The following is a 16,802-nucleotide window of genomic DNA, read 5'->3' as shown; positions in this document are numbered from 1 at the left end:
CGCTGCATTACCCGTCGGTATACCGACTGGTAACGCATCTGCCGAGGTCAGTGACCGATCACTACCTCACGCCACCATATTCGGATGTACTCGCCAGTACGCCGTGAGGACGTCACACTGGGCCGGACGACACATTCCATTCGAGACGGCGGAGCGCATGTTCACACGCATAGCAGTAGTCAACCGAGGCGAAGCAGCAGTGCGCCTCATCCGAGCAGTACGCGAACTGAACAGCGAATCTCGCTCCACCGAACCCCTGCGTGTCATCGCACTCCACACCGAGGCCGAGCGCAAGGCGATGTTCGTACGCCAGGCCGACGAGGCCGTCACGCTGCACAAGACCGGCGTGCAGAACCCGTACCTCGACTACGCCGAACTCGAACGTGCGCTCGTCGAGGCGCGCGCCGACGCCGTGTGGGTCGGCTGGGGCTTCGTGGCCGAGGACCCGACCTTCGCCGACGTCTGCTCACGCCTGGGCATCACGTTCATCGGACCGTCCGCGGCATCGATGCGTCTGCTGGGCGACAAGGTCGAGGCGAAGATCCTCGCCGAGAAGGTCGGCGTGCCGGTCGCGCCGTGGAGTGGTGGTCCCGTCGAGACCCGAGCCGATGCGCGTCGTCACGCCGCGGCCATCGGCTACCCCCTCATCATCAAGGCGCGCAGCGGCGGCGGCGGCCGCGGTATCCGCAAGGTCTTCGCCGAGGACGAGCTCGAACTCGCTCTCGAGCGCACGCAGGGTGAAGCCGAGCGCTCCTTCGGCGATCCCGTCGTCTTCCTCGAGCGTCTGGTCACCGAGGCACGCCACGTCGAGGTCCAGGTCATCGCCGACACCCATGGCAACGTGTGGGCCCCCGGCGTCCGCGACTGCTCCATCCAGCGTCGCAACCAGAAGGTGATCGAGGAGTCCAGCTCCGCCGTCCTGACCAAGGAGCAGGCAGACGAGTTGCGGACCGCGTCGGCCGAACTGGTCCGCGCGGCCGGTTACCACGGCGCCGGCACCGTCGAGTACCTGTACCAGCCCGAGCAGAAGATCTTCACCTTCCTCGAGGTCAACACCCGCCTGCAGGTCGAACACCCCATCACCGAGGTGACGACGGGCCTCGACCTGGTCAAGCTGCAGATCCTCGTCGCCGGCGGCCATGCGCTCGAGGGCGAGTGCCCGTCCGAGTTCGGCCACGCCGTCGAGGCCCGCCTCAACGCGGAGGACGCGGACAACGGCTTCGCTCCCGCCCCCGGCACCGTCCGGCTGCTCAAGTTCCCCCTCGGATCCGGCCTGCGCGTCGACACCGGCATCGCCCAGGGCGACGTCATCCCGCCCGACTACGACTCGATGGTCGCGAAGATCATCGCGTGGGGACGCGACCGCTCGGAAGCGTTGGCGCGCTTGCGAACCGCACTGCGCGAGACCACCGTCGTCATCGACGGCGGCACCACCACGAAATCCTTCCTGCTCGACCTCCTCGACCGCGAGGAACTGATCGACGCCACGGCCGACACCGGCTGGCTCGATCGCACGGGCGCCGGCACCGCAGAGGGCCCGACACGCGTCTCCGACGTCGCGCTCGTCGCCGCGGCCGTCGACGCCTACGACGCGGACGAGGCCCGAGAGCGCATCAAGTTCCTGCATTCCGCACGCGGTGGACGTCCCCGCGCCAGCCACGACATCGGCCGGACCGTCGAGCTCAACTACCAGGGCCAGGGCTACCGCATCACCGTCGGCCAGGTCGGTCCGCACCGCTACCTGGTGTCCGTCGACGACCGCGAGATCACCATCGACGTCGAGCGCCTGGGCACCTTCGAGCGCCGCGCGGACATCGACGGCACCCGCTACTCCGTCGTCACCGTTCCCGGCCCGGCCGGGTACCTCGTCGAGGTCGACGGCATCAGCCACCAGATCTCCCAGGACGAGGCCGGGTTGGTCCGCGCACCGGCTCCCGCCGTCGTCGTCGCCGTACCCGTCGCCGTCGGTGACGTCGTCGAGGCCGGCGCCACGCTGGTCGTCCTCGAGGCGATGAAGATGGAGACCGCAGTCCGGGCCACCACCGCCGGTCGGGTCAGCGAAGTTCTCGCCATCGTCAACGCTCAGGTCGACAACGGTGCTGCGCTGCTGCGCGTCGATCCCATCGGCGAGCAGGCCGCCGCGTCGACCACGGCACGCGTCGAGTTCCGCTCACCGTGTGCCGACGCCGTCCGTGACGACCGGGTCGACGCGCTCGCTCGTCTGGACGAACTGCGCGCTCTCCTCAGCGGCTACGACGTCAGTGCCTCTCGCGCTCTGGACACCATCGCCGAGTACGACGCCCTGCGCGGCGCACTCCCCCGCGGCGACGGCGAGCTGGTCAAGGCAGAGCTGGATCTGCTGACGACGTTCGCCGACATGTGCGAGCTGACCCGTAACCGTCCGACCATGGACGAGGAGGACACCGACGAGCGCGTCCACAGCCCGCGGGAGCACTTCCACTCGTTCCTGCAGTCTCTCGACGCCGACGTGCAGGGGTTGCCGGACGAGTTCCGCGACAAGCTGACTCGCGTTCTGCGCCACTACGACAAGAACGACCTCGAACGTGGCACGGATCTCGAGGAAGCCGTCTACCGACTGTTCCTGGCGCAGCAGCGCATCGAGAACCAGGTCCCGGCCATCGCCGCGCTCCTCGAGCGCTGGATCGCCGACCCGTCGGTCGCCCCGGATGCCGACGGCGCCGTCGGCGAGGTGCTCGACCGCCTCGTCGTCGCCACGCAGGTGCGGTACCCGGTCATCGGAGACGTCGCCCGCAACCTGCGCTTCCAGTTGTTCGACGAGCCGCAGATCCGCAAGGCCCGCGAGCAGGTCTACGACGGTGTCCGCGGCAGCCTTCAGTACCTGTCCGAGAACCCCGACGCGGACGACCACCAGGAGCGTATCGACGCCCTCGTCGCCACGGGCGAGCCGTTGGTCGAGCTGCTCTCGCAGCGCATGTCCGATCCCGGCGCGCTGCTCGAGGTGATCACGCGCCAGTACTACGAGATCCGCAACTTCGAGGACGTGAAGGCGTTCGATCGCGAAGGGCGGCACTATGTGTCGGGAACCTTCACCCTCGTCGGGGGCAAGGTCAACCTGCTCTCGACGATGACCGACCGCGACGGACTGTCCGCCACCCTGTCCGCGTTGGCGGAGACCGCGGGACCGGCCCCCGAGAACCTCGCCGTCGACGTCTACCTCGCGTGGCCGACGGCCCCGGAGAACGGCGACCAGGTCGTCGAGGAACTGCGCGCAGAGATCGCCGCGCACGACGTCACCACCACGTGGCGACGCGTCACCGTCACGGTGTTCGGGAAGGGCACCGGCATCTCGCGACAGGTGACGTTCCGTCCGCAGGGGGGCGTCCTCACCGAGGACATGTCCCTGCGCGACCTGCATCCCCTCACCGGACAGCGACTCGATCTGTGGCGCTTGAAGAACTTCGACGGCACCCGCATCCCGTCGGCACCCGGCACGTACCTGTTCGATCTGGTGTCCAAGGACAACCCGAAGGACGAGCGCCTGGTCGCGTTGGCCGAGATCCGCGATGCCGCGGTGCAGTTCGACGCCCAGGGCAACGTCGTCTCGGTCCCGGCGTTCGAGCGCACGATCTCCGCGTGCCTCGACGGCATCCGCCGGGCACAGGCTCGACGCGGCAACCGACGACTCGACCACAACCGCGTCGTCCTCTACGTGTGGCCCGTGCTCGACCTGCCGCTGGACAAGTTGCGCACTGTCGCACGGCATCTCGCGCCCCTCACCGTGGCCGCCGGCCTCGAGGAGATCACGATGCTCGCCCGCGTCCCGGTGCGTCCGGGAGCGGAGCCGACCCCCCAGGCTCTGCGCTTCTCCTACCGTCCGGGCACCGGCGTCGTCACCAAGATCACCGATCCGCCGACCGAGCCCATGCGTCCGCTGGACACGTACACCCAGAACGTGCAGCGTTCGCAGGCCCGCGGCACGGTCTACCCGTACGAGCTGATCCCGGTGCTGACCAAGCGCGACGGATCCTTCGTCGAGTACGACCTCGACGAGAGCGGTGCGCTGCAACCCATCTCCCGGCCGTACGGTCAGAACACCGCGGGCATCATCGTCGGCCTGGTATCGACGCCGACCGCGCTGTACCCCGAGGGCATCACCCGCGTCGCCCTGTTCGGTGATCCCACGAAGGCCCTGGGCACGGTGGCGGAGGCCGAGTGCGCTCGCGTCGTCGCCGCGATCGACCTGGCCGAGGAGATGAACGTCCCGGTCGAATGGTTCGCACTGTCCTCCGGTGCCACCATCTCGATGGGCAGCGGCACCGAGAACATGGACTGGGTGTCGCGGGCACTACGCCGCATCATCACCTTCACGCAGGCAGGCCACGAGATCAACGTGATCGTCGCCGGCATCAACGTCGGCGCCCAGCCGTACTGGAACGCCGAGGCGACGATGCTCATGCACACCAAGGGCATCCTGGTGATGACCCCGGAGAGCGCCATGGTGCTCACCGGCAAGCAGTCACTGGACTACTCGGGTGGTGTGTCGGCGGAGGACAACTTCGGCATCGGCGGCTACGACCGCGTCATGGGCCCCAACGGTCAGGCGCAGTACTGGGCGCCCAACCTCGGTGCAGCGTGCGACGTCCTGTTCGCGCACTACGACCACGCGTATCGCGCACCGGGAGAACGCTTCCCGCGTCGCACGACGACGGTCGACCCCGTGGACCGCGACGTCCGGACCTACCCGCACGTGCACCCGTCCAGCGACTTCAAGACCGTCGGCGACATCTTCTCCTCCGCCACCAACCCGGAGCGCAAGAAGCCGTTCGACATCCGCACCGTCATGCGCGCCGTCGTCGACCAGGATCACGCGGTGCTCGAGCGCTGGGCCGACATGGCCGACGCCGACACCTCGGTCGTCTTCGACGCGCACCTCGCCGGATACCCGGTGTCCGTCATCGGCATCGAGTCCAGGGCCATCCCCCGCAAGGGATGGTTCCCGGCCGACGGCCCGGACCAGTGGACGTCGGGAACGCTGTTCCCGCGCTCGTCGAAGAAGACGGCTCGCGCGATCAACGCGGCCAGCGGCAACCGGCCCCTGGTGGTGCTGGCGAACCTGTCCGGCTTCGACGGATCACCCGAGTCGCTGCGCAACCTCCAGTTGGAGTACGGCGCCGAAATCGGCCGTGCCATCGTCAATTTCGACGGCCCGATCGTGTTCTGCGTCGTCTCCCGCTACCACGGCGGCGCCTTCGTCGTGTTCTCCGGTGCGCTGAACGAGAACATGGAGGTGCTCGCAGTCGAGGGCTCCTTCGCCTCCGTTCTCGGCGGCGCCCCGGCCGCAGCCGTCGTGTTCACCCGCGACGTCAACAAGCGCACCGCGGCGGACCCGTCGGTCCGCGACCTCGAGGCACGCATGAACTCCTCCGAGGACGACACCGAGCGCGCCCGCCTGCAGGTCGAACTGTCGGCCACGCGCACCGCGGTCCGCTCGGAGAAGCTCGGTGAGGTGGCATCGGAGTTCGAGGCCGTTCACAACATCGAGCGCGCCCGGACCGTCGGATCGGTGCACCACATAGTCGCCGCCGCCGAACTGCGCCCGCAGATCGTCGCGGCCATCGAACGCGGAATGGCACGTCAGTAGAAGCACGCGAACAGCCGCGCCCTCCGCTCATCGGAGGGCGCGGCTGTTTCAGTTGAAGCCGATACCGGTACTGACGATGACCTCGGCGGTGATGCGGCCGTCGGCAAGCGGTGTGCCCTGCACGACGATCGACGTTCCCGGCTGCAGATCCGCGACCGTCGACGCCCCCAGCGCCACGATCTGGGTGTTCGCGTCGGTCACCACCGTCACCGACGATCCGCCGATGCCGTCCATGACGATCGTCGTGCCGTCGTTGGAGGTGATCGTGCCGATGGAGGCGCCCTGCGATCCCAACGCCTCCCCCAGACCGCCGGGAATGCTGTCCAGTCCCGGTAGTGACCCGGACGTCGGCGCGGGAAGTGTCGTGGTCGGCGGCGTCGTCGTAGGAGCCGCGGAGCGCGGCGTGATGGCCGGCGCGGCAGTGCGGGAGGACGACTGCGAGTCGAAGACCAGGTACGCCCCGAATCCCACCACCGCGAGGACGACCAGGGCCGCGAGGACGATCAGCGCGGTCTTCGGTGACTTCGGGTTCTTGCCGTTGCCGTTGCCGTCGTCGAGGAAGGGCGCCTCGCCGTACTGCGGGGGCTGTTGCGGATAGCCCTGCTGGGGGTAGCCCTGCTGACCGGTGTAGTTCTGCTGCGGATAGCCCTGCTGACCGGTGTAGTTCTGCTGCGGGTAGCCCTGCTGGCCGGTGTAGTTCTGCTGGGGGTAGCCCTGCTGGTTGCCGTAGTAGTCGCCGGTCGGCAATGCCTCGGTCGGACGGTATTCCTGCCGGCCGTACGCCTGAGTCGGGTCCGAGGTGTACCCCGGATGACCTGTCTCGAGGTACTCGGTCGGCTGATCGCGGTCACGAGCCGAATCGTCGTTGTCACGCGGCGTGGTCATGCGACCAGGGTAGACCCGCCGCGCGTGGGCGAATCGGGTCCTATTCGGGCATACCGGACGAGATGTCCCGTGACCATGCGACGACCGGTCCGATGTGATCGACTCGGAAGGTTCGCTTCTCACAAGGAGACTTCCCATGTCGATAGACAACAAGGACGCGGACCCGGTCGCCTCGACCGGCCAACCCGGTTCACTGGGCACCAGCCTGAAACCACGGCACATCACGATGATCTCCATCGCCGGAGTGATCGGGGCCGGACTGTTCGTCGGCTCCGCCACGGCGATCAACCTCGCCGGTCCTGCGGTGCTGCTGTCCTATCTGTTCGCCGGAATACTCGTCGTCCTCGTGATGCGGATGCTCGGCGAGATGGCCACCGCGAATCCGGACACCGGCTCGTTCTCCACGTATGCCACGAGGGCACTGGGACATTGGGCCGGATTCTCCGTCGGGTGGCTGTACTGGTGGTTCTGGGTGCTGGTCATTCCCGTCGAGGCCACCGCCGGTGCGCTGATCATGTCGTCGTGGATCGGCGGCGACCAGTGGATCTGGGCGTTGGCCATCACACTTGTCCTCACCGTCACCAATCTTCTGAGCGTCGGCAATTACGGTGAGTTCGAGTTCTGGTTCGCGCTGATCAAGGTCGTCGCGATCATCGGATTCATCGTTCTGGGTGTGCTCGCGATTCTCGGCCTGCTGCCCGGGAGCGACGTCAGCGGCATCTCGAACCTGTGGGCCAACGGCGGCTTCATGCCGTACGGCTTCGGGGCGGTCATCGCCGCCATGTTGACGACGATGTTCTCCTTCATGGGCACCGAGATCGTCACCATCGCCGCGGCCGAGTCGCCGGACCCGAAGAAGGGCATCACGCGGGCCGTCAACTCCGTCATCTGGCGCATCATGATCTTCTACCTCGGCTCGATCTTCATCGTCGTCGCGCTGGTTCCGTCCATGGAGCTCGACGCCGAAACCGGTTCGTATCAATTCGTTCTGGGCCAGATGAACATCCCGCACGCGGATCGCATCATGGACGTCGTCATCCTCACCGCGGTGGCGTCGTGCCTGAACTCTGCGCTCTACACGGCGAGCCGCATGCTCTTCTCGCTGTCCGAGCGCGGCGATGCCCCGGCAGTGGTGCGCAAGGTCTCCGGTCGCGGCGTTCCGTACGTGTCCGTATTGGCGTCGACCGCACTGGGTTTCGTTGCCGTGGTGGGCAACTACGCGTTGCCGGAAAAGTTGTTCGGCTACCTGCTGGCGACCACGGGCGCCGTCGCCCTGTTCGTCTACCTGGCCATCGCGGCAAGCCAGCTCGTGTTGCGCCGCACCCTCGATCGCGAGAATCGACGGCCCCCGGTGCGCATGTGGCTGTACCCGTGGCTGACCTATCTCGCCATCTGCTTCATCGTGTTCGTTCTGGTGATGATGGTGATCATGCCGGAGCAGCGCACAGCGATAGGCCTGTCCGCAGTGCTGGCAGCCGTCACCGTCGTCGCCGGCATCCTGCGCCAGCGACGCGTGACCTCGCGGGAGGCAGTGCGGGTCTGAGTCGGTTCGTGGGGTTCGTCGCGGCCCTACAGGGGGTGTCGTCGCGGCCTGCAGGGGGTGTGCACACCTGCTGCGTGAACTGCACACCCTTTGCAGCCGGCGGTAGAGGGTGTGCGCTTTGCGGAGGGGGTGTGCGCTTCTGGAGGAGTGCGGCCGGCACCGGACTGCGCCTCACCGAACGTGTGCGTACACCTGCTGCGTGAACCGCGCACCATGTCCAGTCGGCGGTGAAGGTGTGCGCTTCGCGGTGGGGGTGTGCGCACCCTCGGCAACGCACCCGACGGCGAAGGGTGTGGGCTCCAGGAATCCCTGAGCACTCACGGCAGGTGAGTGCACACCCCCTACGTCAACCGCACACCTGTTGCAGTCAGCTGTAGAGGGTGTGCGCTTCACCGAACCCGTGTGCACACCACCAGCAGCACACCCGGCAGCGCGGAGGCCCGCGTCTCGGCATCGCTGAGCACTCACGGGCAAGGCGCACGCCATTGGCAGCGCACCCGTCGACGTCGATGTGGGCTCCAGGCACCGCTGCGCACCCACGGCAGGTGACTGCACACCCACTACCCCAACCGCACACCTGCTGCAGCCAGCGGTAGAGGGTGTGCGCTTCACCGGACCCGTGTGCACACCACCAGCAGCGCCGCCACCCACGTCCCGGCACAGCTGAGCACCCAAGGCAGCGGTGTGCACACCCCCTGCAGCGCCCCTGCGTCAACCGCACCCACCCTCAGCGCGCCAACGACTCGAGCATCAGGTTCAGTTCGTCGACGACATCGTCGATCGGTTCGACGCTCCGCATGGTCCTGGCCAGCAGGATGGCGCCCTCGAAGGCCGAGATGGACATCGATGCCAGCCTTCGGGCCCTGTCGGAGTCGACGCCCTCGCGTTCGAGGGCTGCCGTCATGGCGTCGATCCACCGGCCGAATATCGCGGCGGATCCTGTGCGCATCGCGTCGCTGTCGTCACCGCCGCCGAGGGTCGCTCCAGCTACCGGGCACCCGGCGATGTAGTCGCTGTCCACCAGTGTGGTCTTCCAGAAGTCAGCGAATCGGTGCAGCGCCACGACCGGACCGTCCACGGCGGAGTACTCGATGAACCCGGTGATCACGGAGCCCGCCGCGTCCAGCGCCTCGGTGAGAATCTGGGCGCGTCCGCCGGGAAAGTGATGGTAGACAGAGCCTCTGGGCGCTCCGCTCCGTTCGAGCACCGCGTCCACCGTCACCGATGCGCCCCTCTCACGGAGCAGTTCCACCGCGCTGTTGATCATCTTCTGCCGCGTCGACGTCCGTGCCATGTGGTGTAGGACCCCTCGATCACTGTTCTGTGCGTGCCGTCACATGTCGTTGACCGTTACTTCCCGACACAGCTAGCTTTCGTTCCACTTCTATGCCAGTTCGCATAACTCTACTCGGAGCGAGGGCCCATGGCACGTCATCACGCATCACTCGAACCCGTACGACTGGGACTGTCGGGACGAGGTCGCGCCGTGGCACTCCTCGTCATCTGCGCGGCAGAACTTCTCGTCGTGCTCGACAACACCATCGTCAACGTCGCGCTGCCGTCGATCGGCGTGCAACTGCAGACATCGATGAGCGGACTGCAGTGGGTGGTCGACGCGTACACGCTGACCTTCGCCGGCTTCCTCCTCGCACTCGGTCACCTCGGGGACCGCTACGGCCGTCGCCGCGTCATGATCATCGGCCTGCTGGGTGTCGCCGCACTGTCCATCGTCGGCGCGCTCTCGTCCGACCTCGGACAGGTCGTCGCAGCACGGGCCGTCATGGGCGTGTTCGCCGCTGCCGTTTTCCCTGCGACGTTGGCCATGATCATCACGATCTTCACCGATCCTCGTGAGAAGGCCCTTGCCATCGCCGCCTGGACCGCGATGGCCGGCTTCGCCATCGCCATCGGCCCGACAGCGGGAGGCTATCTGCTGGAGCACTTCTCGTGGCACTCGGTGTTCTGGATCAACGTCCCCGTCGCGCTTCTGGTGGCCGCCGCCGCACGTGCGTTCATCCCGGAATCACGCGCCGAACATGTCGGACGATTCGACACCATCGGGCTGATCTCGTCTCTCGTCGCCATCACCGCCCTGGTGTGGACCATCATCGAAGCACCGCACCGCGGGTGGCTCTCGGCCTACTCCCTCGCGGGATACCTGCTGTCGGCCGTCGCGATCGCCGGATTCATCCTCTGGGAGAAGCGAACCGACGCTCCTGTTCTCGATCTGTCGCTGTTCTCGAACAGACGCTTCTCGCTCCCGGCCTTGTCCATCGCCGTCGGATACTTCTCGATGTTCGGGTTCCTGTTCATGATCACGCAGTACTTCCAGGGCGTCCGCGAATACTCGCCGCTCGAATTCGGTCTGCACTCGCTCCCGTTCGCCGTGGCCGTCGCCGTCGGTGCCCCCGTGGCGACTCTCATCGCCCAGCGCATCGGAACGACCGCCGTCATCGTCGTCGGACTGATGATCGTCAGCGCCGGAATGTTCATCGCCGGACAGACGACGGTGGACACCCCGTACTTCGGTCCCGTGCTGCTCTCGATGGTGCTGATGGGTCTCGGACTCGCGATAGTCCAAGGACCGGCGACGGATTCGATCATGTCGGCCGTCGACCTCGACGGTGCGGGAGCAGGATCGGCCGTCAACGACACGACGCGCGAGATCGGCGGCACCCTCGGCGTGGCGGTTCTCGGTTCGATCGTGGCGTCGATCTACACGTCCCGTGTCTCTCCCTTGGTCGACGCGGTGCCGTCGACGCTGATGACGGACGGCGAGAAGGGTTTTGCTCGGGAAACCGTCATCGCCGTGATCGAGATGGCGAAACGGCCCACACCGTCGCTGTTCGAGCAGCAGAAGGCCGATCTGATACTTGCGATGAAGTCCGCGAGCCTCGAAGGATTCCAGTTCGCGTCGTACGTCACGGTGTCCGCGTGCCTGGCGTGCGCTGTGGCAGTGGCGATCTTCATGCCGTGGAAGCCCGCCGCCGACTCGGTTCTGGCCGCAGCGCGGGTATCCCGGCGGTAAGGTCTGGCTCGACCCGTCGACAGTGCCGACCGCGGAAACGAGCCTCGTGAGATCACAGCGGATCAGCCCCGATCCCGCGCTGTCCTTCCTCGCGCTGACACCCAGGCCGGCGGAGCGCTCACGAGCGGTCATCGCCGTCAGCACGTTGATCGTCGGGGTGTGCGGACTGGTTCTCATGCCGTCGCAGTTCTTACGCCCCGGCGGCGCGATACTCATCCTGATCTTCTCGCTCACCACCATCCCGGTGGCGCTGGGTTGGCTCACCGAGAAACGTCTGCCGCACTTCGAGACGGCGTACGTGATCTACGCGGACATCGGAGTCGTCGCCGTCATGGCGATGTTCCAGTCGGCCTTCCTGTCGATGCCGTCCATCGCCGTCCTGGTCCTGGTGTCCTTGTTCGCGGCGGCGTTCACCGGCACCAGGACCTTGGTCCTGCACGTGGCGTACTCCTTGTGCGTCCTGGGAGTGTTGACGGTTCTGTCCCTGCGGGACGGCACGGAGGTGTGGGTGACGCTCTCGCGCACCCTGGCCCTGGGCAGCATGTTCGCGACGCCGTTCGCCATCCGCATGTATGTCGCCTTCCTCCGGCGACAGGTCGATGCGGCGCAACGCGATCCGCTGACGGGCCTGCTGACCCGACGCGGTCTCTACAACCGGATGTCGTCGATGTCGCAGAGCGCCCAGGGCTCGCACGGACCGTGGACGATGGCCGCCACCGTCGTAGATGTCGCGGATTTCGCCGACGTCGATCAGCGTTTCGGCCGCGACAGTTCCGTCGAGGTGCTCGTGGAGATCGCCGAGCGACTCGTCGATGCGTCGCCGACCGAGGCACTTCTGGCCCGGCTGTCCACGTCCGAGTTCCTGTGCGTACATCGCGCACGGAGCGAGGAGTCGGGCCGCGAGGAGAGCCGAGCACTCGGCGTCGCGCTCGAATCGACGACGTTGCGCAGCGCACCGGTCACCCTGACGACGGGATCGATCACCGAAGCCGTGGATCCACACGCGGACGCCGGGTCGACCTTGCACCGTCTGATGACCCGAGCGGAAGCCACGATGCATCGGCGTCATGCGGCGCGGCTGCAGGGTTCGACCGCCGATCAGTCCATCCACGACCGCATCTCGGCGCTGATCGCCGACGGCGGGCCGGACATCGTGTTCCAGCCGGTCTGTACCGCCGGCACCGGCGACGTCGTCGGATACGAGGCGTTGTCCCGCTTCCCCGACGGGCACGGATCTCCGCAGACGTGGTTCATCGACGCGAACACCGTCGGACTGCGGGTCGAGCTCGAGGTCTGCGCCATCGACGCCGCCATCACGGCGTCGGCACCCTTGCCCGACGGGGCGTTCGTCGCGGTCAATGCATCCGCCGACACGATTCTGTCCACCGACCTCGCCGGCAGTCTCGTCGACCACATGGTCCGCCGACAGTGGGTCGTCGAGGTCACCGAGCGTGACCGCATCGAGGACTACGACGGCATGGGCGTCGCGGTCGACATGCTCAGACGCGCAGGGGTTCTCATCTCCGTCGACGACGTCGGATCGGGATATTCGGGGCTCCGGCAGCTGGTCGAGCTGCGTCCGGACGTGGTCAAGCTCGACGCCTCGATCGTGCGCGGGATCGATTCCGACCCGATGCGCCGGGCGGCGGCGATCTCCGTCTCGACCTTCAGCCGTGAGATCGGCGCGATCTGCATCTTCGAGGGCGTGGAGACTCCCGAGGAACTGGCGACGGCCCGTGAGGTGGGCGCGGACATGGTGCAGGGATATCTGCTGGGCAGGCCGCTGCCCGCGGCATCGGCGCTGAGGACGACCACCCCGCCCATCCGCCGTTGATGACAACGATTATCATTAAGGCATGACCTCACGATCCCTGCTGCCCGTCACCGTCCTGTCCGGATTCCTCGGTGCGGGGAAGACGACCGTGATGGAGCACATCCTGGCGAACCGCGACGGTCTACGAGTCGCGGTGATCGTCAACGACATGAGTGAGATCAACATCGACGCGCGACTTCTCGACGGTTCCGTCACCGGTACGACCAGCGTTCACCGCACGGAGGAACGTCTCGTCGAACTCACCAACGGCTGCATCTGCTGCACGCTCAGAGAGGACCTGATCGAGGCTGTCGGCGAGTTGGCATCGGCAGGTGACATCGACTATCTGCTGATCGAATCGACGGGAGTATCCGAACCCATGCCCGTCGCCGCATCGTTCGACTGGACTTTCGACGGTGCCGACGGCGACTCCCCCGTCAGCCTCGGCACGCTGGCCAGGTTGGACACCATGGTGACCGTCGTCGACACGTCGACCTTCCTGGCCGAGATCTCCCGAGGCGACACCCTCGACACTCGCGACCTCGACGTGGCCGACGGTGACGAACGATCGATCTCGGATCTGCTGGTCGACCAGGTCGAGTTCGCGGACATCGTTCTGTTGACGAAAACCGACCTCGTCTCCGAGGCGCTGGCGGGTGCCACCGAAGCTGCTGTGCGACGACTGAATCCGCGTGCCGACGTCGTCGTGACGACGCGTGGAGCGGTGGACCCCCTGCGCGTGCTGAACACGGGCCTCTACGACCCGGAGGCAGCCCTGCACGCACCGGGCTGGGACGACGAGATCGCCGGCACCCACCTTCCGGAGACGCAGGAGTTCGGGATCTCGAGCACCGTCTTCGTTTCCGATCGTCCCTTCCATCCGACCCGGCTCGCGTCCGCACTCGACGGACTACAGGGTGTGTTGCGCAGCAAGGGTTTCTGCTGGATCGCGAGCAGGCCGGACCGAGCGGCGGTGTGGTCACAGGCGGGACCGGCCCTGACGATCGACGGCGCACAGCCGTGGAGCGAGATCGACGTGCCGGCGGGCCAGGAGATCGTCGTCATCGGTATCCGGTTGCAGGACACGGACGTCGAGTCGATTCTCCGCGCGGCAGTTCTGACGGACGACGAAATAGCAGCGGGCCCGGACGCCTGGAGAGGCTATCCGGACCCGCTGCCCACGTGGACTGTCGATATGCACGCTCACGCGCTGTAGATCAGCTCAGTTCGAGCGCATCTCCGCCCTCGGAGACACCCACCACGACGGTGTCGCCGTCGACGATCGTGCCGGCGAGCAACAGCTTGGCCAGCTGATCGCCGATCGCCTGCTGGATCAATCGACGCAACGGACGTGCGCCGTACTGCGCGTCGTATCCGCGGACGGCCAGCCAGAACCGAGCGGACGGGGTGACGTCGAGTGTGAGCCTGCGTGTCGACAACCGACGCTGCAGCTGTTCGAGCTGGATGTCGACGATCGACTCCAACTGCTCCTCGCTCAGCGGGTCGAAGACCACGACATCGTCGAGCCTGTTGACGAATTCGGGCTTGAACGCGCTGCGCACCGCCGCCATCACGTGCTCCCTGTCGCCACCCGCACCGAGGTTCGAGGTGAGGATCAGGATCGTGTTGCGGAAGTCGACGGTCCGACCCTGACCGTCGGTCAGACGGCCTTCGTCGAGGACGGCGAGCAGGATGTCGAAGACGTCCGGGTGAGCCTTCTCGACCTCGTCGAACAGCACCACCGTGTAGGGGCGACGCCGCACCGCTTCGGTCAGCTGGCCACCGGCCTCGTACCCGACGTATCCCGGAGGAGCACCGACCAGACGGGCCACCGAGTGCTTCTCGCTGTACTCGCTCATGTCGATGCGGATCATCGCGCGCTCGTCGTCGAACAGGAAGTCCGCCAACGTCTTCGCGAGTTCCGTCTTGCCCACACCCGTCGGGCCCAGGAAGAGGAACGATCCGGTCGGACGGTTGGGGTCGGAGACGCCGGCACGAGCCCGGCGGACCGCATCGGACACTGCCTGCACGGCGTCGGCCTGGCCGACCACGCGCTTGCCCAGCTCGTCCTCCATGCGCAGGAGCTTGGCGGTCTCGCCTTCGAGCATGCGCCCGGCGGGGATGCCGGTCCATGCGGCGACGACGTCGGCGACGTCGTCCGGCCCGACCTCCTCCTTGAGCATCACGTCGCCTTGCGGGACGGTGGCCGCGGTCTTCTCCGCGAGCTCCTTCTCGAGCGACGGGATGCGTCCGTATCGCAGTTCGGCGGCCTTGCCCAGATCACCGTCGCGCTCGGCGCGCTCGGACTCTCCGCGCAGAGACTCCAACTGCTCCTTGAGATCTCGGACGGAATCGATGGCGTTCTTCTCGTTCTGCCACCGCGTGCTGAGCTCGGCGAGCTTCTCCTTGCTGTCGGCCAGTTCTCCGCGCAGCTTCTCGAGGCGAGCCTTCGACGCGTCGTCGGTCTCCTTGGCCAGCGCCATCTCCTCGATCTCGAGCCGACGCACGACGCGTTCGATCTCGTCGATCTCGACAGGCCGCGAATCGATCTCCATGCGCAGACGCGACGCGGCCTCGTCCACGAGGTCGATCGCCTTGTCTGGCAGGAACCTCGACGTGATGTAGCGGTCGGACAACGTCGCCGCGGCGACCAACGCGGAGTCGGTGATGCGCACACCGTGGTGCACCTCGTACCGCTCCTTGAGTCCGCGGAGGATGCCGACGGCGTCGTCGACGGACGGCTCCCCGACCATCACCTGCTGGAACCGGCGCTCGAGGGCCGCGTCCTTCTCGATGTACTTCCGGTACTCGTCGAGAGTGGTCGCACCGACGAGCCGCAGCTCACCGCGGGCGAGCATCGGCTTGATCATGTTGCCCGCATCCATCGCGGATTCACCGGTCGCGCCGGCGCCGACGATGGTGTGCAGCTCGTCGATGAACGTGATGACCTGTCCGGCCGAGTTCTTGATGTCGTCCAGGACGGCCTTGAGTCGCTCCTCGAATTCACCGCGATACTTCGCGCCGGCGACCATCGATCCGAGGTCGAGGGACACGACGGTCTTGCCGCGCAGACTCTCCGGCACGTCGCCGGCGATGATGCGCTGGGCGAGGCCTTCGACGATGGCGGTCTTGCCGACACCGGGTTCACCGATCAATACCGGGTTGTTCTTGGTGCGACGGGACAGGACCTGCACGACGCGACGGATCTCGGTGTCGCGCCCGATGACCGGGTCCAGCTTGCCGCTGCGCGCGGCGTCGGTCAGATCGGTCGAATACTTCTCGAGAGCCTGGTAGGTGCCCTCCGGATCGGGACTGGTCACACGCGCACTGCCGCGGACCGTGGTGAATGCGTCGCGCAGTGCTGCGGACGTCGCGCCGTGGCCCTGCAGGATGCGAGCGACGTCGGAGTCACCCGTCGCGAGTCCGACCACCATGTGTTCGGTGGAGACGTACTCGTCGTCGAGTTCGGTGGCCAGATGCTGGGCCGCGGTGATGGCGGCCAGAGCCTCGCGCCCCAGTTGGGGTTGCGTGGTCGACCCGGTCGCCGACGGCATGCGGTCGACCAGGGACTGAGCGTCCTTGCGCACGACGGCGGGATCGACGCCGACAGCTTTCAGGAGGGGACCTGCGATGCCGTCGGTCTGGTCGAGCAGAGCGACGAGCAGATGAGCCGGCCGGATGTCCGGGTTTCCCGCTGCCGATGCTGATTGCAGTGCAGCGGTGAGCGCTGCCTGGGTCTTCGTTGTGGGTGTGAACGAGTCCACCGGTCACCTTCCTTCTGTCAAGCATGTCGAACCTGGCGTCGCCGCGATCAACCATACCGGACTTGAGTCTATTCCGCTCAAGTTAGTTGACGGTCCAACACGCAGGACAGCGGGAGGCTCGCCGCACGTCGGTGAGGACCAGTAGT

Annotated in this window: 8 protein-coding genes; 5 read left to right on the top strand and 3 right to left on the bottom strand. The window is 66.8% G+C overall.

What is annotated here, in order from left to right; all coding sequences use genetic code 11:
- The first annotated feature begins 157 nt into the window (after nt 1-157).
- Nucleotides 158-5,623, top strand: a complete 5,466-nt coding sequence (locus AC0IX4_RS01960) for an ATP-binding protein (protein ID WP_042574173.1) — start codon at nt 158-160, stop codon at nt 5,621-5,623.
- 48 nt (nt 5,624-5,671) lie between these two features.
- Here the strand turns inward: AC0IX4_RS01960 and AC0IX4_RS01955 are convergent, their stop codons facing one another.
- Nucleotides 5,672-6,508, bottom strand: a complete 837-nt coding sequence (locus tag AC0IX4_RS01955; RefSeq protein WP_471827838.1) for a DUF5666 domain-containing protein — start codon at nt 6,506-6,508, stop codon at nt 5,672-5,674.
- Between the two features lie 136 nt (nt 6,509-6,644).
- On the opposite strand from AC0IX4_RS01955, the gene AC0IX4_RS01950 reads away from it, so the two are divergent.
- On the top strand, nt 6,645-8,051 hold the full coding sequence (locus AC0IX4_RS01950) for an amino acid permease (protein WP_471827837.1): 1,407 nt from the start codon (nt 6,645-6,647) through the stop codon (nt 8,049-8,051).
- A 727-nt stretch (nt 8,052-8,778) separates the two neighbouring features.
- Here AC0IX4_RS01950 and AC0IX4_RS01945 read toward each other — a convergent pair.
- Nucleotides 8,779-9,345 carry a TetR/AcrR family transcriptional regulator gene (locus tag AC0IX4_RS01945; RefSeq protein WP_471827836.1) on the bottom strand — a complete coding sequence of 189 codons (567 nt, stop codon included), beginning with the start codon at nt 9,343-9,345 and terminating at the stop codon, nt 8,779-8,781.
- 129 nt (nt 9,346-9,474) lie between these two features.
- Here AC0IX4_RS01945 and AC0IX4_RS01940 point away from each other — a divergent pair, with 129 nt between their 5' ends.
- From AC0IX4_RS01940 to AC0IX4_RS01930, 3 genes are read left to right on the top strand one after another with little or no spacing between them, the layout of a single operon-like run.
- On the top strand, nt 9,475-11,079 hold the full coding sequence (locus AC0IX4_RS01940; protein WP_471827835.1) for an MFS transporter: 1,605 nt from the start codon (nt 9,475-9,477) through the stop codon (nt 11,077-11,079).
- A 46-nt stretch (nt 11,080-11,125) separates the two neighbouring features.
- A complete protein-coding gene (locus AC0IX4_RS01935; RefSeq protein ID WP_471827834.1) occupies nt 11,126-12,913 on the top strand; it encodes an EAL domain-containing protein in 1,788 nt (595 codons plus the stop codon).
- Nucleotides 12,914-12,935: 22 nt separating this feature from the next.
- Nucleotides 12,936-14,108: a GTP-binding protein gene (locus AC0IX4_RS01930; protein WP_471827833.1), complete on the top strand. Its 1,173-nt coding sequence runs from the start codon at nt 12,936-12,938 to the stop codon at nt 14,106-14,108.
- A gap of 1 nt (nt 14,109) precedes the next feature.
- On the opposite strand, the gene clpB is transcribed toward AC0IX4_RS01930, so the two are convergent.
- On the bottom strand, nt 14,110-16,656 hold the full coding sequence (gene clpB, locus AC0IX4_RS01925; protein ID WP_042574178.1) for an ATP-dependent chaperone ClpB: 2,547 nt from the start codon (nt 16,654-16,656) through the stop codon (nt 14,110-14,112).
- Nucleotides 16,657-16,802 lie beyond the last annotated feature (146 nt).

This window comes from Rhodococcus sp. AC861, from assembly GCF_979256035.1.
The sequence above is the reverse complement of the archived record's forward strand: the minus strand, read 5'-3'. Positions and strand labels throughout refer to the sequence as shown.